Annotated in this window: 19 protein-coding genes and 3 pseudogenes; 11 read left to right on the top strand and 11 right to left on the bottom strand. The window is 72.1% G+C overall.

Annotation, left to right across the window (positions count from 1 at the left end; translation table 11 throughout):
* Positions 1-29 precede the first annotated feature (29 nt).
* From glgC to P1P75_RS20905, 3 genes are all read left to right on the top strand, one after another.
* Complete coding sequence (glgC, locus tag P1P75_RS20915) at positions 30-1250, top strand: glucose-1-phosphate adenylyltransferase (protein ID WP_319257556.1); 1221 nt, start codon at positions 30-32, stop codon at positions 1248-1250.
* A 217-nt stretch (positions 1251-1467) separates the two neighbouring features.
* Positions 1468-2811 carry a wax ester/triacylglycerol synthase family O-acyltransferase gene (locus P1P75_RS20910; RefSeq protein ID WP_319257554.1) on the top strand — a complete coding sequence of 448 codons (1344 nt, stop codon included), beginning with the start codon at positions 1468-1470 and terminating at the stop codon, positions 2809-2811.
* Between the two features lie 103 nt (positions 2812-2914).
* Positions 2915-4411 (top strand): SDR family NAD(P)-dependent oxidoreductase, encoded by a 1497-nt coding sequence (locus P1P75_RS20905; protein WP_319257552.1) that lies wholly within the window; start codon positions 2915-2917, stop codon positions 4409-4411.
* 94 nt (positions 4412-4505) lie between these two features.
* Here P1P75_RS20905 and P1P75_RS20900 read toward each other — a convergent pair.
* Positions 4506-4891: pseudogene (locus P1P75_RS20900) on the bottom strand (hypothetical protein).
* A 577-nt stretch (positions 4892-5468) separates the two neighbouring features.
* Here P1P75_RS20900 and P1P75_RS20895 point away from each other — a divergent pair.
* On the top strand, positions 5469-5642 hold the full coding sequence (locus P1P75_RS20895; RefSeq protein ID WP_107430199.1) for a hypothetical protein: 174 nt from the start codon (positions 5469-5471) through the stop codon (positions 5640-5642).
* Positions 5643-5726: 84 nt separating this feature from the next.
* Here the strand turns inward: P1P75_RS20895 and P1P75_RS20890 are convergent, their stop codons facing one another.
* Entirely contained in the window at positions 5727-7070 is a 1344-nt protein-coding gene (locus tag P1P75_RS20890; protein ID WP_319257550.1) for an amidase family protein, read from the bottom strand.
* 91 nt (positions 7071-7161) lie between these two features.
* The gene (locus tag P1P75_RS20885) at positions 7162-7881 is read right to left on the bottom strand and encodes an FCD domain-containing protein (RefSeq protein ID WP_319257548.1); all 720 of its coding nucleotides are present in this window, start codon (positions 7879-7881) and stop codon (positions 7162-7164) included.
* 122 nt (positions 7882-8003) lie between these two features.
* Between P1P75_RS20885 and P1P75_RS20880 the strand changes: the two are divergent.
* Both P1P75_RS20880 and P1P75_RS20875 read left to right on the top strand, forming a co-directional pair.
* A pseudogene (locus P1P75_RS20880) lies at positions 8004-8217 on the top strand (fuconate dehydratase); the annotation flags it as partial.
* A 48-nt stretch (positions 8218-8265) separates the two neighbouring features.
* Positions 8266-8391, top strand: coding sequence for a hypothetical protein (locus P1P75_RS20875; protein WP_319257546.1), 126 nt, complete (start codon positions 8266-8268; stop codon positions 8389-8391).
* On the opposite strand, the gene P1P75_RS20870 is transcribed toward P1P75_RS20875, so the two are convergent.
* Positions 8379-9800, bottom strand: coding sequence for a lipase maturation factor family protein (locus P1P75_RS20870; protein WP_319257544.1), 1422 nt, complete (start codon positions 9798-9800; stop codon positions 8379-8381). The two genes, P1P75_RS20875 and P1P75_RS20870, sit on opposite strands and share 13 nt — an antisense overlap.
* A gap of 120 nt (positions 9801-9920) precedes the next feature.
* Between P1P75_RS20870 and P1P75_RS20865 the strand changes: the two genes are divergently transcribed.
* Both P1P75_RS20865 and P1P75_RS20860 read left to right on the top strand, forming a co-directional pair.
* A complete protein-coding gene (locus tag P1P75_RS20865; RefSeq protein WP_319257542.1) occupies positions 9921-12008 on the top strand; it encodes a SpoIIE family protein phosphatase in 2088 nt (695 codons plus the stop codon).
* A gap of 31 nt (positions 12009-12039) precedes the next feature.
* Positions 12040-12903, top strand: coding sequence for a DNA-formamidopyrimidine glycosylase family protein (locus P1P75_RS20860; protein WP_319257540.1), 864 nt, complete (start codon positions 12040-12042; stop codon positions 12901-12903).
* 23 nt (positions 12904-12926) lie between these two features.
* Here the strand turns inward: P1P75_RS20860 and P1P75_RS20855 are convergent, their stop codons facing one another.
* From P1P75_RS20855 to P1P75_RS20845, 3 genes are all read right to left on the bottom strand, one after another.
* Positions 12927-13589, bottom strand: coding sequence for a zf-HC2 domain-containing protein (locus tag P1P75_RS20855; RefSeq protein WP_319257537.1), 663 nt, complete (start codon positions 13587-13589; stop codon positions 12927-12929).
* Between the two features lie 150 nt (positions 13590-13739).
* Positions 13740-14252 carry a hypothetical protein gene (locus P1P75_RS20850; RefSeq protein ID WP_319257535.1) on the bottom strand — a complete coding sequence of 171 codons (513 nt, stop codon included), beginning with the start codon at positions 14250-14252 and terminating at the stop codon, positions 13740-13742.
* A gap of 149 nt (positions 14253-14401) precedes the next feature.
* Positions 14402-14947: a sigma-70 family RNA polymerase sigma factor gene (locus P1P75_RS20845; protein ID WP_319257533.1), complete on the bottom strand. Its 546-nt coding sequence runs from the start codon at positions 14945-14947 to the stop codon at positions 14402-14404.
* Between the two features lie 222 nt (positions 14948-15169).
* On the opposite strand from P1P75_RS20845, the gene P1P75_RS20840 reads away from it, so the two are divergent.
* Positions 15170-16300: a CapA family protein gene (locus P1P75_RS20840; RefSeq protein WP_319257532.1), complete on the top strand. Its 1131-nt coding sequence runs from the start codon at positions 15170-15172 to the stop codon at positions 16298-16300.
* Between the two features lie 32 nt (positions 16301-16332).
* On the opposite strand, the gene P1P75_RS20835 is transcribed toward P1P75_RS20840, so the two are convergent.
* A complete protein-coding gene (locus tag P1P75_RS20835; protein ID WP_319257530.1) occupies positions 16333-16794 on the bottom strand; it encodes a universal stress protein in 462 nt (153 codons plus the stop codon).
* Between the two features lie 145 nt (positions 16795-16939).
* Between P1P75_RS20835 and P1P75_RS20830 the strand changes: the two genes are divergently transcribed.
* Positions 16940-17782 carry a polysaccharide deacetylase family protein gene (locus P1P75_RS20830; RefSeq protein ID WP_319257528.1) on the top strand — a complete coding sequence of 281 codons (843 nt, stop codon included), beginning with the start codon at positions 16940-16942 and terminating at the stop codon, positions 17780-17782.
* Positions 17783-17932: 150 nt separating this feature from the next.
* Here P1P75_RS20830 and P1P75_RS20825 read toward each other — a convergent pair whose 3' ends face one another.
* Positions 17933-18604, bottom strand: coding sequence for a class F sortase (locus P1P75_RS20825; protein ID WP_319257526.1), 672 nt, complete (start codon positions 18602-18604; stop codon positions 17933-17935).
* 747 nt (positions 18605-19351) lie between these two features.
* On the opposite strand from P1P75_RS20825, the pseudogene P1P75_RS20820 reads away from it, so the two are divergent.
* Positions 19352-19750: pseudogene (locus tag P1P75_RS20820) on the top strand (hypothetical protein); the annotation flags it as partial.
* Between the two features lie 121 nt (positions 19751-19871).
* On the opposite strand, the gene P1P75_RS20815 reads toward P1P75_RS20820, so the two are convergent.
* Both P1P75_RS20815 and P1P75_RS20810 read right to left on the bottom strand, forming a co-directional pair.
* On the bottom strand, positions 19872-20402 hold the full coding sequence (locus P1P75_RS20815) for a hypothetical protein (protein WP_319257525.1): 531 nt from the start codon (positions 20400-20402) through the stop codon (positions 19872-19874).
* 222 nt (positions 20403-20624) lie between these two features.
* A complete protein-coding gene (locus P1P75_RS20810) occupies positions 20625-21389 on the bottom strand; it encodes a DUF4239 domain-containing protein (RefSeq protein WP_319257523.1) in 765 nt (254 codons plus the stop codon).
* Positions 21390-21589: the final 200 nt, after the last annotated feature.

Here is a 21589-nt window from a genome sequence, read left to right as displayed (position 1 = left end):
GATCACAGATCTGGGTGAGGGGAGCGGCCATGCGTCGTGGTGGACCTTCGGTCCTCGGAATCGTGCTGGCGGGTGGCGAGGGCAAACGCCTGATGCCCCTCACCGCGGACCGCGCCAAGCCCGCGGTCACCTTCGGCGGGACGTACCGTCTCGTCGACTTCGTGCTGTCCAACCTCGTCAACGCCGACATCCTGCGCATCTGCGTCCTGACGCAGTACAAGTCGCACTCGCTGGACCGGCACATCACCACGACCTGGCGGATGTCGAGCCTGCTCGGCAACTACGTCACCCCGGTCCCGGCCCAGCAGCGCCTCGGCCCGCGCTGGTACCTGGGCAGCGCCGACGCCATCCTCCAGTCGCTCAACCTCATCTACGACGAGCGGCCCGAGTACGTGGCGGTGTTCGGCGCCGACCACGTGTACCGCATGGACCCGCGCCAGATGCTCGCCCAGCACATCGACAGCGGCGCGGGCGTGACGGTGGCCGGCATCCGGGTGCCGCGCGGCGAGTCCGCGTCCTTCGGTGTGATCACGCCGGGATCGGACGGGCAGACGGTGGAGCGGTTCCTGGAGAAGCCGGCCGAGCCGCCGGGCCTCGCGGACGACCCGGAGTGCGTGTTCGCCTCCATGGGCAACTACATCTTCACCACCAAGGCCCTCATCGAGGCGCTCCAGCGCGACGCCGAGGACGAGCGGTCCGTGCACGACATGGGCGGCTCGATCCTGCCCCAGCTCACCGACCGCGGTGAGGCCCAGCTGTACGACTTCAGCGAGAACCACGTGCCCGGCGAGACCACCCGGGACCAGGGCTACTGGCGGGATGTGGGCACGCTCGACGCGTACTACGACGCCCACATGGACCTGATCGCCGAGCGGCCCGCCTTCAACCTGTACAACCGGAGCTGGCCCGTCTACACCCACTCGGGCCAGCTCTCCCCGGCCCGTTTCAACGCGGGCGGTATCACCAGTGAGTCGATCATCAGCGCGGGCTGTCTCATCCGGGGCCAGGTCACCCGGTCGGTGCTGTCGCCGGGTGTCCTGGTCGATCCGGGGGCGGTCGTGCAGGGCTCGATCCTGCACGACAACGTCCACATCGGGCGGGGTGCGGTGGTGCGCGGGGCGATCCTGGACAAGAACGTCGAGGTGCCGCCGGGTGCGACGATCGGCGTGAACCCGGAGCGGGACGCGGAGCTGTACTCGGTGTCGAAGGCGGGCGTCATCGCCCTGGGCAAGGGGCAGCGAGTCTCGTGAGCGGAGTGAGCGGAGTGAGCGGAGTGAGCGGAACGGGCGGGGTGAGCGGAACGGACGGGTGAGTGGAGTGTCCCGGTCGATACCGCTTTCAAGCGGAATACTCTTTTCGGTCGATACTTAATCCGTTGTTAACTGTGCGTAGCCTGATCGTACTTGACCGTAATCGTGCGGAGGGGGTTGACTACTGGCTCACTCTCCGTCGACGCGAGGCAAGCCCGTGACTGCTGATCCGCTCGCACCCCTCGACCTGGCGTTCTGGAACATCGAGTCCCCCGAGAACCCGATGCATCTCGGCGCGCTGGGTGTCTTCGCCGCGCCCTCGCCGGCCGCCGCCGCCCACGCCGCCGACCTGCTCGCCGGCCGGGCGGCCGCCGTCCCCGGCCTGCGCATGCGCATCCGCGACGTGTGGGCGCCGTTCACCGGGCCGCTCTCCTTCGGCGGCGCGGTGCGTGAGCCCGACCCGGACTTCGACCCGCTGCACCACGTCCGTCTGCACCCGCCCACCGCCGACTACCAGGCGGCGGCCGGGCACCTCATGGAACGCCCGCTGGAGCGCGGCCGGCCCCCGTGGGAGGCGCACGTCCTGCCGGCCGAGGAGGGCGACGGCTTCGCCGTCCTGTTCAAGTTCCACCACGCCCTCGCCGACGGCCTGCGCGCACTGACCCTCGCCGCCGCCGTCCTGGACCCCATGGACCTGCCCGCGCCCCGGCCCCGCCCGGCGCAACCGGCCCGCGGCGGGTTCCCCGACGTGCGCGCACTGCCCGGCCTGCTGCGCGGTGCCCTGTCCGGCGCCGTGTCCGACGTGGGCCGCGCCCTCGACATCGGGGCCTCCGTCGCCGTCCACACCCTCGGCATGCGTTCCACCGGCGCCCTCACCGCCGGGCCCACCGGTACCCGCCGCACCGCCGGCGTCGTCGTCGACCTCGACGACGTGCACCGGGTGCGCAAGGTGGTCGGCGGCACCGTCAACGACGTACTGATCGCGGTCGTCGCCGGAGCCCTGCGCACCTGGCTCGACGAGCGCGGTGACGGCAGCGCGGGCGTGACCCCGCGCGCCCTCATCCCCGTCTCCAAGCGCCGCCCGCGCACCGCCCACCCGCAGGGCAACCGGCTCTCCGGGTATCTGATGCGGCTTCCCGTCGACGACCCCGACCCGCTCGGCCGGCTCGCGGCGGTCCGGACCGCTATGAACCGCAACAAGGACGCCGGACCCGGCCGCGGAGCGGGCGCCGTCGCCCTGCTCGCCGACCACGTCCCCGCCCTCGGACACCGCCTCGGCGGCCCCCTGGTCAGCCAGGCCGCCCGGCTCTGGTTCGACATCCTCGTCACCAGCGTCCCCCTGCCGAGCTTCGGCCTGAAACTCGCCGGGAACCCGGTCACCGAGGTCTTCCCCTACGCCCCGCTGGCCCGCGGCCAGTCCCTGGCGGTGGCCGTCTCGACGTACCGCGGCCGGGTCCACTTCGGCCTCGTCGCGGACGCCGAGGCGGTCCCCGACCTCGACCGGTTCGCGCGGGCGCTGACCGCGGAGGTGGAGACGCTCATCACGGCCTGCGGCTCTTGACCCGCGCGGGTTTGGAGGTGTGCCCCGGCGCTCCGTAGAATTCCCGGTTCGAAAGCGAGCGCGGTCGGAGCGCCGCACGGGGCAGCAGGGAAACGGCAGCGCGATGACGGTGACAGAGGACGGCTCGGCGACCATGGGCGAGGTCGTGTACGGGCCCGGCATCGACCCCGAGCGGCTGGCGCTCTGCCTCGCCGTGCTGGAGGAACTCGACAAGATCGACGTCGACCACCCCGACGCGATCGCCGTACGCCGGGCCACCGCCGGCATCTACCGCTCGGTCAAGCAGCGCCGCCGCCAGGAGCGGCGGGCCGCCAAGACCGCTCACGACAAGGCGGTCACGGAGGCCACCGCGACCGGCTCCGCCCAGCGCATCGACGACGAGACCGAAGGCGTCCTGCCCTCGTCCTCCGTCACCGAGGAGGCGCGGATCGCGGGGATACTCCAGCGCCCGCGCTCCTGCTACACCTGCAAGGCGCGCTACGTCGAGGTCGACTACTTCTACCACCAGCTCTGCCAGGACTGCGCCGCCGAGAACCGCGCCCGCCGCGACGCCCGCACCGACCTCACCGGCAAGCGCGCGCTGCTCACCGGCGGCCGCGCCAAGATCGGCATGTACATCGCACTGCGGCTGCTGCGCGACGGCGCCCACACGACGATCACCACCCGGTTCCCCAAGGACGCGATCCGCCGCTTCAAGGCGATGGACGACGCGGCGGACTGGATCCACCGCCTGGAGGTCGTCGGCATCGACCTGCGCGACCCGGCCCAGGCCGTGGCGCTGGCCGACCAGGTCGCCGCGCAGGGCCCGCTCGACATCCTGATCAACAACGCGACGCAGACCGTACGCCGGCTGCCCTCCGCCTACGCCGCCCTGGTCGACGGCGAGAGCGCCGCCCTGCCGGCCGGCGAACTGCCGGCCCACCACGTCATCGGCGCCTTCAACTCCGGGGCGGTCGACGGCATCGCCGCGCTGCCGCTGGGCACCAGCGGCCTGGACGCGCAGCAGGTCGCCGACCTCGCCCTGGTCGCCGGCAACGCCAGCATCGCCCGGCACCTGGACGGCACCGCCATCGACGCCGGCGGTCTGGTCCCCGACGTCGTCGACACCAACACCTGGGTGCAGACCATCGAGCAGATCTCCCCGGTGGAGCTGCTGGAGACCCAGCTGTGCAACTACACGGCGCCGTTCATCCTGATCAGCAAGCTCCGCCCGGCCATGGCCGAGGCCGCGCGCAAGGCCTCGGCCAAGCGTGCCTACGTGGTGAACGTCTCGGCGATGGAAGGCGTCTTCGGCCGCGGCTACAAGGGCGCAGGACACCCGAACACCAACGCCGCCAAGGCCGCGATGAACATGGTCACGCGGACCAGCGCCCAGGAGATGTTCCAGTCCGACGGCATCCTCATGACCTCGGTCGACACGGGCTGGATCACCGACGAGCGCCCGCACTACGACAAGCTCCGCCTGGCCGAGGAGGGCTTCCACGCCCCGCTCGACCTGGTCGACGGCGCGGCCCGCGTCTACGACCCCATCGTGCGCGGCGAGTCGGGCGAGGACCTGTACGGCGTCTTCCTCAAGGACTACGCGCCCGGCAAGTGGTGACGCGGCCCGCCGGGCCCTAGCGTCCTTCGTCCGGATCAGGCCAGACCCCGCGAGCCCTGTTGAATCGAAACGGGAGTGCCTGGGTGAGGGGCCGTCAGTCGACGGCTCTCGGCCGTGAGTTGCGGGCCTGCCACCGGTTCCAGCACGGTCCGCCAGCCCTCCAGCCCCCCGCGTCGAAGCCGGCGACCCGGTCGTCCTCGTCGGCCTGCCGCAGCCTTGCCAGGTCGTCGTCGGCGGCCGGCCCGTGCCAGGGTGCCGCCGCGGCAGCCGCGCCACCCGCTCACCGAGCAGCGCCCGTACGGCCTCGGCGGCGCGCCACGCCCGGCCCGTTACGTCGGCCGGAGCCAACAGCCGGCCGATGGGGTGCACCAGGCCGGTCACCTGGAGTTCCTTCTCCGCGGGGCGGCTGCGGCGCAGCAGCGCGGCGGTCTGCAACGCGTGCTCGTGCACATCGACCCCGGGTGCACCGGCCCTGCGCATGTCGCCGCCGCGCCCACCGGCTCCCCGCGCTTCGTGCGGCCCGGCAGCCGGCGTGTTCCCCACCCCCACCCCGTGTGGGGCAGGTCCGTCGGCTCCTCGACGCTGCGCGGCTCCATGCGTCGGTCCTCCCGCGGGAGCGCCGTAGCGGTACGCCGGCAGAGCATGGCGACCTTGCGGCCCGGCCAACGGGACCTGAACTGCTCAACGGTGAGCCGACGCCTGTGCGCCCGTGTAGGCCGTACGAGTGAAGGTCAAAGGGTGCTTACCGGGATGAACGCGTTGAATCACCTGCGGGGACATGTGGGTGACTTGCCATGGTTACCCCAAATTTTCAGCCCGATCGAGCGGTATCCCGCTCATCTGGTTACTCTGTAGCCGACGGACAGCAGGACGGAGTGCCACCCCACACCCACCGTCCGTCATGGGACAGCCGGTTCACAGCGGCCTGCTCCTTGAGGAGTTTGCCGGCGCCACCGCGTCAGAACTGCCCTTGAGCCAGACCCGAGGGAGCGTCAGGCGCCGGATCCGCAGACCGACCGGCACGCCCCGAGGGTGACCGACACATAAGGAGTGCGCGGTGACACCGGAGAAGACGGATCGCGAACAACGCCCCAAGGAACGCACCGAGCGTGCGGGCCGCCGGCCCGGGGAGATCGGCAGCCTCGACGTGTGGGCACGCTCCGCCCCCATCCGACTGGCGGGCTACGAGGAAGACCTCAACGAGCCCCACATCCTGCCCAGCGTCGACTGAAGCCGAGCGCATGGGCGTGCGAACGGCACGCCCATGCGACACGGGATACCGCCACAGCAGCCCCCCGCCGGCCCCGGCCGCTCCTCAGTCGAGCGGCGCCGTCCGCCGCCAGGGCCGCAGCTCCTCCAACCGCTCGGCCACCCGCAGCAGCAGGGCCTCCGACCCGGGCGGTCCCACCAGTTGCACGGCGGTCGGAGCACCCGACGGCAGCGTGCCCAGCGGGACCGCCATCGCCGGCCAGCCGGTCAGGTTCCACGGCGGCGTCAGCGGCGAGTAGTTGGTGTTCGCCAGCACATTGCGCAGCCAGCCCCGCTCGTGCCACGGCGCCGACCTCGGAGCGCGCCGCGCCAGCGCCGGCGTGAGCAGCACGTCGTACTCCGCGAAGAACGGCTCCAGGCGCCGGCGCAGCTCCTCGCGCGCCGTGCCGCCGCGCACCCCGGTCAGGAACCGCCGCCCCAGCGCCGCGTGCACACGGGTACGGCGGGTCAGCAGGCGCGCGTCCAGCGACCCTGCGTCGACCGCCGTACCGGCCGTCCAGTGGGCGAGCGAGGTGACGCCGAGCGACAGCGGATACGGTGGATCGGCGCGCCGCACCTGATACCCGGCCCGCGTCAGCGCCGAGGCAGCCTCGCGCGCCGCGGCCACGTACGGCCCGCTCACCGTCACCCCCGCCAGCGGGCTGCGCACGGAGACCGCGATCCTGAACGCCCCGGACTCCCGCGGCGCCGCGACCTCGGTGTCCGCGAGGACCGACAGCATCAGGCGGGCGTCCTCGACCGTCGTCGCCAGCGGACCGTTCTCCGACATCCCGAACCAGTCGCCGTCGCCGATCCCCGCCGGGACCACACCGTGCCCCGGCTTGACCGTGACCAGGCCGCAGTTGGCCGCCGGTATGCGCAGTGAACCCATGCCGTCGTTGCCGAGCGCGACCGGCACCATCGCGGCGGCCACCGCCGCCGCGCTGCCGCCGGACGAACCGCCCGCCGTGCGCGAGGTGTCCCACGGATTGCGGGCGGTGCCGTGCACGCCCTCCGTGGTGCCGAAGACGCACAGTTCCGGCACGTTGGTCAGGCCCACCACCACCGCGCCGGCCGCGCGCAGCCGGGCCACGGTGACATGGTCCGCGCCCGCGGGGACGTCCGGGGTCGCGGCCGAGCCGACGCGGGTCGACTCGCCCCGCACCGCGAGGTTGTCCTTGACCGCCACCGGGACTCCGGCCAGGGGCAGCCGGTCACGGTCGCCGCGGGCCGCCACCTCGTCGGCCTCCGCGAGCGCCGCCCGCGCCCGTACCATCCGGAACGCCCCGATCCGGCCGTCCAGCCGCGCGATCCGGGCCAGATGCTCCGCCACCACCGCACGTGGCTCCGCCCGCTTCTCGCGAACGGCGGCGGCGATCTCCACGGCGGTACGGCCGACCCACTCGGTCACAGGCGCTCCTCGGTGTGCGGGCGGGCGGGACGCTACCCGCGAGTACGTACGGAGAACTGTGCCTCGCGGGCGGCGCCGCGTCGAGAGGCCCTCACGGCCCGGCCTGCGCGCGGAGCCACCGCTCGGCCTCGCCCACGTGCGCGCCCGCCGCCGCCCGTGCCGCCTCCGGGTCGCGGGCGGCCAGGGCGCGGTGGATCGCGGCGTGTTCCCGGCGGGTGCGGGCGTAGGCGCCCTCCTCCTGGTAGCCCCGCCGGACGCGGGTGCGGAAGGTGCGTGAGGACAGGCCCTGCAGGATCGCCGCCATCGTGTCGTTGCCGGCGGCGGCCGCGATCTCACGGTGGAAGGCGAGGTCGTGGGCGAGGATCTCGTCCGGGTCGTCCGTGGCGTTCATGGCCGCCAAGTGGCTCCCCACCGCTTGTAGTTGCTCGGGGGTGATGCGGGCGGCGGCCAGGGCGGCGGCCGTCGACTCCAGGACGCGCCGCACCTCCAGCAGCTCCAGCAGACGCGGGCCCCGCGAGAGGTCGGCCACCACGCCGAACGTCTCCAGCAGATCGCCGGCCTGGAGCTGTGTCACGTAGATGCCCGAACCGTGCCGAGCCTCCAGCACCCCCATGACCGTGAGCGCACGGACCGCCTCGCGCACCGAGCTGCGCGAGATGCCCAGTTGCACCCCGAGGTCGCGCTCGGTCGGCAGTCGCTGGCCGGGCTCCAGCAGGCCCTCGCCGATCATCGCCTTGATCCGCTCGATGGCCCGCTGCGTCACCGTGCCCTTCGCGGCGGGTGACGGCCCTGCGGGCGGGGACTCGTTCACGTCACCTCTCCTGTCGCCGGGCGCGCGATCCCGACCAAGTGGTCCGACCACTGCGCACTGAATGCGCCATTTTACCGTCCGTGGGATGTCCGCAGCGAGAAATGGTCTGATAAATATGCGGCCTGGCGTCCCCGACCCTCGCCCGTGTCATCGCGGTCGACACCCACGACATCCGCTTCCCCACCTCCCCGCGAACTCGACGGCTCCGACGCGATGAACCCTGACCCCGACTACTCGGCGGCCTACGTCGTCCCGCGCACCGACGCGCCCGACGGCCACGAGGGCCTCGGCTCCACCTTCACCATCGGCCGCGGCAACGACGTCCAGGTCGCCGCGGCGTGAACGACTTCGAGGGGCTGACCGCCTTGGTGACCGGCGGCGCCTGTGGCATCGGCCGGGCCACCGCCGAACTGCCGGCCGGGCGTGGCCCGGCAGCTGACGGGGCAGCTGGGCGCCGACGAGAGCGCGCAGGTCTTCGACACCACCGCCGCCCGCGTCTACGGCCTCTGAGTCGACCCCGTGAGCCGTGTCGGCGGCAGGTACTCCCGCACATACGTCCGCTCCCAGCACGCCCCCGTCTCCCGCAGCTCCCGCCAGTTCGTGTACCGGTAGCGGAAGAGGCGGGCGCGGATGTGGCGCGGCGGCTCGCCGGGCGGGAACGGGGAGCGGCGCAGCAGGCGGAGCGTGTCGCGGTCGTTCTCCAGCAGCCGCTCCACCAGCGCGCCGAACCAGGGACCGGCGTAGGAGGGGGAGAGGGCGGCGAACCACATCATCCAGTCCAGCCGCAGATGGTAGGGGGCGAACTGCCGGGGCCAGCGCCGTGGATCACCGGGCTTGCCCTTGAACTCGTACTCCCGCCAGTCGGAGTCCGCGCGCGGCACCTCGTCGAGGGTGCCCTCGATCACCACCTCGTGGCGGACCCGGCTCACGCTGCCGAAGGCGCCGTAGGTGTTGACCAGGTGGAGCGGGTCGAAGGAGCGGTTCATGATCTGCCGCCGCGAGAGCATGTTGAGCACCGGGCGATGGCTGAGGAACAGCAGGAAAGCGGCTACCGCCAGGACCACCACCACGTACCAGAGCGGGGCGTCGGGAGGGGTCGGCGGATCGGCGGGGAGCTCCAGGGCGGGGACGGCCAGCACGATCGTGATCCAGTTGAGCCAGGCGAAGTTGCCCGACAGCACCAGCCACAGCTGGGTGAGGATCATCAGGGAAGCGGCGGCCGTGGCGATCGGCTGCGGGGTGAAGAGCAGGAACGGCACGATCAGCTGGGTGACGTGATTGGCGGCCACCTCCACCCGGTGCAGCGGCCGCGGCAGATGATGGAAGAACCAGCTCAGCGGGCCTGGCATCGGCTGCGTCTCGTGGTGGTGGTCCAGACAGGTGAGCTTGCGCCAGCAGGGATCACCGCGCATCTTGATCAGGCCCGCGCCGAACTCGACCCGGAACAGCAGCCAGCGCAGCAGGAACAGTACGACGATCGGCGGCGCCACCTCGTCGTTGCCGAGGAAGACGGCGAGGAAACCGGTCTCCAGCAGCAGCGACTCCCAGCCGAAGCCGTACCAGGTCTGGCCGACGTTGACGATCGAGACGTACAACGCCCACGGCACCAGCCACGCCAGCATGGCCGCCCACAGCGGCAGCAGCGAGTCCAGGCCGGCGATCAGCGCCGCCGACACCGCGCAGCCCGCCCAGGCGCACCCGGCGAAGAAGCGGTCCGAGCAGCGCCAGTGGAACACGCTCGGCGCCCGCCGGAACGGCACCCGCTCGACGAACCGGGCGACCGGCAGCATTCCGCGCTCGCCGAGCAGCGCACGGAACTGCAGTGCCGCCGTCACGAACGCGACCAGATACACACAGGCCAGCGCCCGCTGGAAGACCGTCCGGCTCAGCCAGTACTCGGGTGCCGTGAACCACTCCACGCGGCCGCGCTCCTCTCCCGCCTCCCTGGTCCTGACACCCGCCGAGTTCCACGCCGGGACGCCTCACGCACGTGCCCCCTCCCAGTCGAAGAATCGGGCGAATCCTGGCAAGGTGGGCGCATGGTTGATCGGGGAGCGAGCGCACTGTCCCTCCCGGACGACTGGCCCGCCCACCCGGACCCGATCCTGGCACTCAACCGCATGGGCGGCTTCGACTGGGACCTGGACACCGGCGTCCTCTCCATGGACGCCCGCGCCCACGAGATCTTCGACCTGTCCCCCGAGGAGTACGACGGCAACCCGGACAGCCTCTCCCCGCGCGTCCCGCAGGCCGAGGCGATGCGCCTGGACACCCTGGTGACCCAGGCCATCAAGGACGGCAGCGAGAACTACGGCGCCTACTTCCGCATCCGCCGCCGAGACGGAGAGCTGCGCTGGGCCCACACCCAGGGCTACATCCGGCGCGACGACACGGGCCGTCCGCGCCGGATCCTCGGCATCGTCCGGGACGCGAGCGCCGAGCTGCGCGACCTCGCCGAGCACCGCGAGCAGGCGGCACTCGACGACGCGCGCCGCGAGCAGACCAACGTCGTCCAGCTCACCACCGCCGCCCTGGCGCACGCGCGGACCGTGAAGGACGTCATCGACGTCCTCAAGGACACCCACGGACTCATCCACCTGGGCGCGACCAGTCTGGTCATGGGCCTGATCGAGGCCGGCCGGATCCGGCTGATCGCCGAGGGCCCCGAGGGCAGCTTCGTGCCCGGCACCCTCGTCACCCGGATCGACGAGCCGTACCCGATGAGCGAGGTGGTGCGCACCCTCACCCCCCGGTTCATCGAGTCGCCCGACGAGTTCGCGGTCGGCTACCCCGTGCTCTGGCCGCACCTCACCGATCTGAAGATCACCTCGGCCGCCTATCTGCCGCTCATCGTCCAGGCCCGCCCGATCGGCGCGATGGGCCTGCTCTACAGCGACCGGCACGGCTTCACCCCCGAGGAACGCAACATCCTCGTCGCCCTCGGCAGCAGCATCGCGCAGTCCCTTCAACGGGCCATGTTCTACGAGGAGGAGAAGGACATCGCCCAGGGCCTCCAGCAGGCCATGCTGCCGCGCACCATCCCCAGCGTGCCCGGCGCCGACGTCGCCGTCCGCTACCGCGCCGCCACCATCGGCGGCTCCCACGGCCGTGGCATCGGCGGCGACTGGTACGACCTGATCCCGCTGCCCGGCGGGCGGGTCGGTGCCGTCATCGGCGACGTCCAGGGCCACGACACGCACGCCGCCGCGGTCATGGGCCAGCTGCGCATCGTCCTGAGGGCCTACGCCTCCGAGGGGCACACCCCGGCCACCGTGATGGCCCGCGCCTCCGTCTTCCTCCACGAACTCGACACCGACCGCTTCGCCACCTGCCTCTACACCGAGGCCGACCTCGCCACCGGTGTCGTCCAGATGGTGCGGGCCGGCCACATCGACCCGATGGTGCGCGCCGTCGACGGGACCTGCCGGCGCATCTCCGTCCCCGGCGGGCTGCCGCTCGGCCTGTCCGCCGAGTTCGGCCGCCTCGACTACCCCGTGGCCACCCTCGAACTCGACCCCGGCCACACCCTCCTGCTCTGCACCGACGGGCTGGTCGAGCAGCCCGGCGCCGACCTCGACGACGGCATGCGCGCCCTCGCCGAGCTGATCGCCACCGGCCCCGACGGCGTACGCGGACTCGCCGACCGGCTCATCGAGGTCGCCGAGGAGCGCGGCGGTGACGACGACGTGGCCCTCCTGCTGCTGCGCCGGCACCCCCCGGACGCCCCGCAGGCCGGCAGCCGGCTCCAGCAGCACGTGGCGCCGGGCGACCCGGAGGCCCTCACCCAGGCCCGGCACATGATCCGCGCCGCCGTCCGCACCTGGGGCGCCCAGGAGCGTTCCGACGACGTCGAGCTGGTCGCCGACGAACTGGTCACCAACGCCCTCATGCACACCGAGGGCGCCGCCATCGTCACCCTGCGCCTCCTCACCGGCGGCGGCCGCCGGCTGCGCGTCGAGGTCGAGGACTCCTCCAGCGCCCTGCCGCGCCGCCGCGAGGCCGGGGACTCGGGCGTCTCCGGGCGCGGACTGTTGCTGGTCGAGCTGCTCTCCGACGTGTGGGGCGTGGAGGCGCGCGGCGGCGGCAAGTGCGTGTGGTGCGAGTTCGCCCTGCCGGAACGGAGCTGAACTCCCGGCCCGCGGATGGCACTCTGTACGTATGCCGGAACTCCCCGAGGTCGAAGCGCTCAAGGACTTCCTCACCGAGCACCTGGTCGGCCACGAGATCGTGCGGGTCCTGCCCGTCGCGATCAGCGTGCTGAAGACGTACGACCCGCCCCTGGCCGCCGTCGAGGGCCGGGCGGTCACCGCGGTGCGCCGGCACGGAAAGTTCCTCGACCTGGCAACCGACGACGGACTCCACCTCGTCACCCACCTGGCCCGCGCGGGCTGGCTGCACTGGAAGGACCGCCTCCCCGACGGTCCGCCCCGGCCGGGCAAGGGTCCGCTGGCCCTGCGCGTAGCCCTGGAGACCGGCGAGGGCTTCGACCTCACCGAGGCCGGCACCCAAAAACGCCTCGCCGTGTACCTCGTACGCGACCCGCAGGAGGTGCCCGGAGTCGCCCGGCTGGGACCCGACCCGCTGGCCGCCGACTTCGACGAGGCACGTTTCGCCGCCCTGCTGTCCGGCGAGCGGCGGCAGCTCAAGGGCGCGCTGCGCGACCAGTCCCTGATCGCCGGCGTCGGCAACGCCTACAGTGACGAGATCCTGCACGCGGCGCGGATGTCGCCCTTCAAACTCGCGGCCTCCCTCACCCCGCAGGAGACCCGCACCCTCTACGAGGCCCTGCGCGGCACGCTGACGGAGGCGGTCGAACGCTCGCGGGGCGTGGCGGCCGGGCGGCTCAAGGCCGAGAAGAAGAGCGGCCTGCGCGTCCACGGCCGTACCGGCGAGCCCTGCCCGGTCTGCGGCGACACCGTCCGCGAGGTGTCCTTCAGCGACTCCTCGCTCCAGTACTGCCCGACCTGCCAGACGGGCGGCAAGCCGCTGGCCGACCGACGGATGTCACGGCTGCTGAAGTAGGGCGCCAGGTCTGGGCCGTGCCGCTAGCCGGCCTTGAGGACGACGAGCGTCTCGCCGTTCATCGTCCGTACCTCGTAGCGCGCGATCTGGTCGGACTGCATGGTCGCGCCGCCCTTCATGGTGTTGGGCCGGGCGTCGTGGTCGGGAACCATCCAGCTGGTGACGATCTCCTCCGAGCCGTCATGGCCGATGACGATCAGATGGCAGGCGCGCGGTCCCGCCGCGTCCTTCACCTCCAGCTCGACCTGACTGCCCCAGACCTCGTCCCCGGCCGTCACCTGCGCCCACACGCCCGACTTCTGGTCGGTCGCGGCCACCACCCGCACCGGCTCCCCGCCGCTCCCGCCGCCACCGGCCATCATGGCCAGCGCGGGACCCGCGACGGCGACCACCACAGCCGCGGCCACCGCGTACAGCAGCCGGCGCCTGGCGGCCCGGCGCCGGGTGGCGACCTCGCCGAGGAGCCGGTCGAGAAGTTGCGGACCGGGTCCGGCGAAGGGGTGCACGGCGCGCGGGGTCGCCCTGCGGTACAGCATCAGCTGCCGGGTGGTGGCGCCGAACTCGGTGACCTCCGCCGCGCAGCGAGGACACTCCATGAGATGGTCCTCGAAACGGAAGGCCTCCGCCTCGTCCAGCACGCCCAGCGCGTACGCGCCGACGTCGCGATGCCTCTCCAGGGACCTCATGCCGAAACCTCGTGCCGTTGAGTGCCAGTGGGGTTACTCCTTGCTCCCACCGGTACGCACCAGTCAGCGGAATCACTCAAGTCGCGTACCGAATCGTGACCCAGATGTTCGGAGCGGTCCGGCCCATGGATTGGTCCGAATCCAGAACGGCTAGAAAAGGTGGATCGCGAGGTGTCCGAGCGGCAGACCGAGCTGCCAGGCGGGCGTCCAGATCTTGGGTCCCTCGTCCTCGCCGGGGGGCGCGCCGCCCGGCACCGCGTTGAGGTCGGGGGCGAGCAGTTCGGTCTCCTCCAGCCAGCGCCAGGCCGCCGAGGCCAGCTCCAGATCGGGGTCGGGTCCCTCCGACTCGGCTGCCTCGGCCGCCAGTTGAGCCATACGTGCGGTGACCCAGTCCTGCCAGGGCTGGTCGTAGGCGGTGAGCGAGAGCCAGGTCTCCAGCTGGGTGACGACCCGGATCCCGGGCAGTTCGCCGTCGGTGTCGGACAGGAAGACGGTGAGTGCCAGGGCGTCGCGTCCGGCGCGGAACTCGAAGGACGTCGGCGGCATGAGATCGCCGGTCCGCAGCAGTTCGTCGGCGATGTACTCGGCGTACAACCAGGCCATGGGGACCGTCAGTTCCCCGCCGCCGGTGCCGTCCGTGCTCTGATGACCTCTGTGCAGCATCCCTTCCTGCCTTCCTCCGGTGCGTGCGCTTCCTTCGGCGCCGGAAAACCGGCGACCGGGCCCCATCCGGAACACGGATAAGGACACCCGATTACTCAACCGGGGTCCAAGGCAAGGCGCTTTACGGAGGTTTGACTCGACCGTGGGTTTCAGCCCAGGTCGGGCGCGTAACCGGGAAGCACCCGGCGCAGGGCGCGCAGCGCGTAGTACGCGCGGGACTTCACGGTACCGGGCGGGATGCCGAGGGCTGCCGCGGCCTCCGCCACACTCGCCCCCTGGAAGTACACGAGCACCAGGACTTCACGGTGCTGCGGAGTGAGTGTCTTCACAGCCTCGCGCACATCGAGGGTGGCGGCCGCCCGGTCGGCGTGGTCGCCGCAGACCGGCGCGTTCTCCAGCACCGCGTCCCCGACCTCGGCGGGCCGCGCCTGCCGGGCCCGCCGCGCGTCGATGGCGAGCCGCCGGCCGACGGTCAGCAGCCAGGGCCGTACGGAGTCGAAGGCGTCGGTGCGCAGCGCCTCGGGGTGCTGCCATGCCCGCACCAGGGTCTCCTGGACGAGGTCCTCGGCGCGCTGGCGGTCGCCGTCGCACAGCCTCAGCAGCAGTGCGAAGAGCGGCCGGCCGTGCTCGCGCTGGAGCGCGGCGAGTTCGTGTTCGGCGGTCGTCGTCCTGGCGGTGAGGGTCCCGGCGGTCATGGGCGTATGGCACCGCAGGGCGCCGGTTGGGGACAGAGCGCGCGCAACGGTCTGCGGCGGACGGTCGATCGCGTCGACGAACGGTTCGACGAACGGTCCGGGCTACGCCGATCGCGCGCATCCGGCCCCGGTGGCGGGAGTGCCGGGGCCCTGTGTCTCCACCCATGGCTTACTAGTGATGCGTGCGTAAATATGACTTTCCATATGGAATGAGGTGATTCGGTGATCGCGCGCCGACACCAGGTGGCCCTGGCCCTGACGGTCCTCCTCACGGCCGCCGCGGCCTGCCAGGCCCATGACCGCGAATCCGCCTCCGGACGCCCGGCACCCTCGGCGGGCCGCGGCTTCAGCCTCGTGGCCACCGGTGGCATCCTCCCGCACGCCTCGGTCATCGACCGGGCCCGATTCGACGCCGGCGGCACCGGTCACGACTTCGGCCCGATGTTCGCGGGCATCCGACCCGTCGTCGCCGGCGCCGACCTGGCGCTCTGTCACCTGGAGACCGTGTACAGCCCGGCCGACCCGGCCGCCACCTCCATGCCCCAGCTCGCCGGCGCCCTCGCCGCCACCGGCTACGACAGCTGCTCCACCGCCTCCGACCACAGCCTCGACACGGGCTCCGACGGCGTACGCCGCACCCTGGACGCCCTCGACTTCACCGGCGTACGGCACACCGGCACCGCCCGCTCCGCGGCCGAGGCCGCCGCCGTCCCCCTCCTGCACGCGGGCGGCGCGAAGGTCGCCCACCTCGCGTACACCTACGACACCAACGGTGTGCCGCTCCCCGAGGGACAGCCCTGGGCGGTCTCCCTGATCGACGAGAACAAGATCGTCGCCGATGCCAGGAACGCCCGCCGGGCCGGCGCCGACGTGGTCGTCGTCTCCCTGCACTGGGGCACGGAGTGGCAGGACGCCCCCGACGACCGGCAGCTCACCCTCGCCGGCACCCTCACCGCCTCCCGCACCGGCACCCGCCCCGACATCGACCTCATCCTGGGCGGCCACGCCCACGTACCCCAGGCCTACGAGAAGGTCAACGGCACCTGGGTCGTCTACGGGCTGGGCGACCAGGTGGCCGGCGAGACCCCGAACCGCGCCGGCGTCGTCGACCCGCGCGCCAACCGGTCCAGCGTGGCCCGCTTCAGCTTCGCCCCGCCCGCCCGGCCCGGCGCCCGCTGGGAGGTGACGAAGGCCGCCTTCGTCCCCGAACTGTTCGACCTCGACGCGGGCCGCGTCGTCGACCTCGACAAGGCCCTCGCCCAGGGCGCCGACGTACGAGGCGTCCGCGACCACGTCCGCGACCTCGTCCTCAGCCGCGGCGGAGCGCAGGACGGACTGGTGACGGGGGAGTAGCGCGCCCGGCGCGCGAGGACGAAGGCGGGCCGCTACGGCACCACCGTCACCGGCCAGCGCCCCGCCTTCACCAGCCGTACCGCGACCGACCCCACGATCCGGTGGCCGGCCTGCTCCGAGGCGCCGACCACGACCGCGTCGGCCTTCAGCTGGTCCGCGGCCTTCACCAGCCCGTTGTACGGGTCGCCGTGGAAGGTGTGGAACTCCCAGCGGATGTCGAACACACCCCGGGACCGCTCGGTGGCCTCCCGGATCTGCGCCACGATCTCCTGGGCGATCTCGTCGGTCGCCTCCGTCACCGGCGCCCCGAGCGCCGCGCCCGCCGTCATCACCGGCTGCACGTACACCACCGCGAGCAGGGCGCGCTGGCGCCGGGCCAGACCCGCGGCGTAGGCCGCTGCCCGCATCGAGGTGTCGGAGCCGTCCACGCCGACCACGATGACCTTCGGGCCGTCCGTGCCCCGTTCGAACGGGGAAGGGTGCTGTTCCGTCACGGCGAGAGGTTATCGGAAGCCGCAGGTCCCGCCACCGAGCGGGCTGCCCGGCCGGTGTGACTCCGCTGCGCCGAGCGGGTGGATTCATGCCGCCGTGACGGTGTCGTCGTGGTGCGTCGGGGGCCTGCCGGGCGACTGATGACTCATGCAGAAGGATCAGTTGTTCACGCGGCGCGGGGCGTTGCTCGCCGGCGCCGCCGCCGTCGGCGCGGCCGGCACGGCCTCTGTGTTCGCGTGGGGGACGGGCGGCGGGTCACCGGTCCGCCCCGGCGCCCCGGCGGCCGGCGCCCCCGCGCACCGCCTCCCGATGAACTCCTCCGCCTACCGCCTCCAGCCCCTGACCGGCTACGGCCCCCCGCGCGCGGCCGCCGCCCGCATCCCCGTACGCAGCGAACCGCTGCTGCGGATCGACGGCCGGGGCAGCACCATGGTGCTGACGTTCGACGACGGCCCCGACCCCCGCTACACCCCGGGCATCCTCGACACCCTCGCCGAGTACGACGTGCGCGCCATGTTCTTCGTCTGCGGGGAGATGGCCGCCGACCAACCCGGACTGCTGGCCCGGATGGCCGACGAGGGACACACCGTCGGCAACCACACCTGGTCGCACCCCCTGCTCACCAAACTCACCCGCCGTCAGATCCGCTCCGAGATGACCCGCACCAGCGAGGTCGTCGAAAACGCTTACGGAGAACGGCCCCGGTGGTTCCGCGCCCCCTACGGCGCCTGGAACCGAGCCGCCTTCCAGCTCGGCTCCGAACTCGGCATGGAACCCCTGGCCTGGACGGTCGACACCCTCGACTGGACGTCCCCGGGCACCGCAACCATCGTCGACCGGGTCGAGAACGGCGCCGCCCCCGGCGTCGTCGTCCTCTCGCACGACGCCGGGGGCGACCGCAGCCAGAGCGTGCGCGCCCTGCGCCGCTATCTGCCGCAACTCCTGGACGCCGGCTACCACATCACGGTGCCGCGGCGTCAGCTCACCTAGGTGGTCGCCCCATCGGCCGGACCCGTCCCACGGGCTCCGGCCGGTACGGCACCCCGGTACGGCACCGTGGTTACGGCGTACCGGTTACCGCATACCGCATACCGGTGGAGCAGGCCGGTGGAGGCGTTCGCCCGCCCGGCCGGGGTCCGTTCAGCGGACCTCGATCAGGCGGGCGAAGGCGACCACATTGCCGTCGTAACCGTTTGCCTTGGAGAACCCGCCGCCGCAGGTGATGACCCGCAGTTCGGGGGATCCCTTGGAGGCGTAGACGCGGTCGCCGGGGAAGTTGTTCTTCTCGAAGACCTCGATGCCGTAGATCTCGAACACCGCGGTCTTTCCGTCCCGGCGGGCCACCTCGACGTGGTTTCCCTTCTTCAGGGCGCCGAGGCCGTAGAAGACGGCAGGACCCTGCACGTTGTCGACATGGCCGACGACGACCGCGGTCCCCTTCTCACCGGGCGAGACGGCGCCGGTGAACCAGCCGGCCAGATTCGGGTCCTCCGGGGGTGGTGCCCCGACCCAGCCGTCCGTGTCCAGGCCGACCTGCATGACCGGGGCGTCGACCCGGATGGCGGGGATGCGGACCCGGTCGGGCTCCGAGAACGGCAGGGCCTGGACGGCCCCGCCGAAGGTGCCCTGGGCCGTGCGGGCGTCGGCGGCAGCCGCCGAGGCCGGCTGCGGCGGGCCGGCGTCGAACTCCCCCGAACCATTCCGGATGAGCGCGAGACCGGTCAGCAGAACAAGCGCTATCACGCCCCAAGGGGCACGCTTCTTCGGCCGCTCCTCCTCTTCCGCCATGCCGGACAGCTCGTACCCAGACATTCGCCATCCCCTTTCGACGCGGCCGTCGCCACGTCCCTTCGCGCATACGAGAACGCTAAGTCCCGCAACGGGAACCGGCGACGGGTCAGCGGCGAACGGGTGGCCGGTGCACTTTGCGGTCCGCCATCCGAGTTGCCACGCACAGGAATTTTCCGACGGTCCGTGACCTGCGGTGATATCCGATTGTGCGCATTTCCCTCGGCGTGTCCTCTCACCAGGACGGACCATTCCCGAAATGCGGGCGCGTCCAGGGCATCTGAGGGTCGATTCGGGAGGCGTTCTCTCGCCGACAGACCGGGGACGGGCCCCGGGGCGCCTTCCGCGGAGGATCACATGCGAAACACACGCGCCCTGGCGGCCGCGGCCGCGGCGGTCGCCGTCCTCGGGCTCGCCGCCCCCGTGGCCGTCGCGGACGGTATGCCGCCCAACCCGGGCAGCCAGAACGACAACACCTGGGTGGACCCCGGGAACAACAACGCCGGGGGCCGCCCGGGCAACAACAACTGGGGCGGAAACAACCACGACGGTAACGGCAACAACGGCAACAACAACAACGGCGGTAACGGCAACAACAACGGCGGTAACGGCAACAACGGTGGTGGTAACGGCAACAACGGTGGTAACGGCAACAACGGAAACGATGGAAACAACGGCGGCGGTAACGGCAACAACAACGGCAACAACAACAACGGCAACAACAACGGGCACAACGGTGGGAACCATGGCGGTGGCAACGGGGGAATCTCCCCGAGCAACATCGTCGCGCTGCCCAGCGTCGTCGCCCGCGGCGGTCAGCTGACCGTCACCGTCGACGGCTGCCGGGGCGGCGGCACCATGAGTTCGGACGCCTTCCCCACGACCGGCTCCAAGCCCGTCAGCGGAGCCAACAACACGGCGCAGGGCACCGCTACGGTCAACAGCAACGCGCGCCCCGGCTCGCACAGCATCACCGTCAACTGCAACGGCCGTACCCTCACCAACCCCACCGCCTTCACCGTCATCGGCGGTGTCCGCGGCGGCCTCGGCGGCAGCAGCTCCAGCGGTGCCACCCCGACCGACGTCGCCATCGGCGGCGGACTGGTGGCCGCGGCCGTCATCGGCGGCGGCGTGTTCTGGATGCGCCGGCGTGCCGAGCGCCGCGCCTGACGACGCCCCGTCCTGACGCCGCCTGTCCTGGCGTCCTTCGGAGCACGGACACCGCACGTCGCAGGCTTTCGCCCCGGTCCCTTCCAGGGCACCGGGGCGAAAGCCTGCGATCCGGCCGCTGTCAGGCGCCGTCCTCACCGGAGCGCCGCCGCGAGAAGTGGTACGCCGCACCGACCGACACGGCGATGAGCGCCGCGCCGAGCCCGATCTCCTTGATGTCGAACCCGGCGACGGTGCCGCCCGCACCGGCCTGCACCCCGCGCGGCACCGGGTAGGGCGCCGGTGTGGGGGAGGCCGGGCGGAGTCCGGCGACGGTGAGTCCGGTGGACCTGCTGGCGCCGTCGCAGGTGAACGTCACCTGGTACACCGCGCCCACCTTGACGTCGTGGTCGACCGTCGTCGTGGCCGATGAGCGGTGCGCGGCGATGTGCACCGAGTCGAAGATCCCCGAGGTGATGGTGACCGCCCCCGTGCAGCCGCCGCTGCTCCGGTCGATCCGGAGGGCGACCTGGCCACCCGCCGTGATCGTCGACGGCAGCACGCTGAAGCCGAACGGGGTGACATCGCTCTCCGCGGAGACGGCGGGCGGCGTGGAGACGGCCAGGGCGCAGGCGCCCAGCACTGCGGCCGAAGCGACGCGTATCGCGTGCATGGTGTTTCCTCCGGTTTCCGAGGAGCAGCCGCGGTGTTTTCCGCTTGCGTCATAAATGCACCTCGATGACCGAAACGCTAGGAACATGTGTGCACTCCCGCGATCCCTGTCGCGCGAATGGGGTAACGATGGGAGCGAGGGGGTGGGCCGGACAGGGGACGGCGTACCCGCGACCGGGGGACGGCCTCGGCGTGTCGCCCGCCGTCGCCCCGGCCGGTGCGCTCAGCCCTTGGCGTCCGGGAAGAGCCGCAGGAAGGGTTCGGACGACGTGGTGACGCCCCGGCTGTAGGGCGCGTCGAAGTCCCAGATCAGGAACAGCAGGAAAGCGATCAGCGCCGAGAACAGCCCCGCCAGGATCAGCTCCCGGGTCGTGCGGCGGATCTGGAGCGCGAAGACCATGCCGATGGTGATCGCGGCGCCGGCGAGGAGCCCGAACCACACCACGCCGGGCATGGTCTCCCCGGTGGAGCCGGCCCGGTTGTTGCGGGCCTGGTCGGCGGCGGACAGTTGGTCGAGGAGCGGCTGATAGGCCTGTGCCTCGAAGTCGGAGGCCGGCTGGTAGTCGGTGAGGTCGGTGCGGAGTCGTGCGAGGAGTTCGTCGCCGCGCTCGGTCACCTCGCCCTTGTCGGCCATGGCCTTCCACTCGGCGGTGACGACGTGCGAGACATAGGCGTCGACGTCCCCCCGGACGCGGTCGCGGACATCGGCCGGGTACACCCGTACCCGCTCCGAGATCTCGTGCAGCGACTGGGCCTCCGCCTGGACATGGTCCTGGGCGATGCTGCGGGCCTCCCAGACACCGGCGATCGCCAGGCCCAGGACGATGGCGTACACCACGCCGATCCACATCGTCATGTACTCGATGACGTCCGGAGTCTCGGACGGGTCCTCGTCTTCGGACGCGGTGCGGTGCCGGACGAAGGTGACGGCGACCACCACCGCGCACGCGGCGAGCATCGCGAGGGTGAGAACAAGCCATTCCGGCAAGAGATGCCTCCTAAAGGGGCGTCAGCGGGGCCGCAGCGCGGCGACGGCGATGACCGCGGGCACGGTGATGAGCAGGACGTAGGTGACCGGCGACTGGTGGTGCCGGACGGGCGGCCGGCGCTGCTGCGCGTGGTACGCCGGGTAGCTCACGGGCGACACGGAGGGCCGCGGGGTGGGCTCGGGCGGCGGTGTGGGCGAGG

Source organism: Streptomyces sp. ID05-39B, from assembly GCF_033794725.1.
GTDB lineage: Bacteria > Actinomycetota > Actinomycetes > Streptomycetales > Streptomycetaceae > Streptomyces > Streptomyces bobili.
Note: the sequence above shows the minus strand (reverse complement) of the source record. Positions and strands in the feature narration are given on the sequence as shown.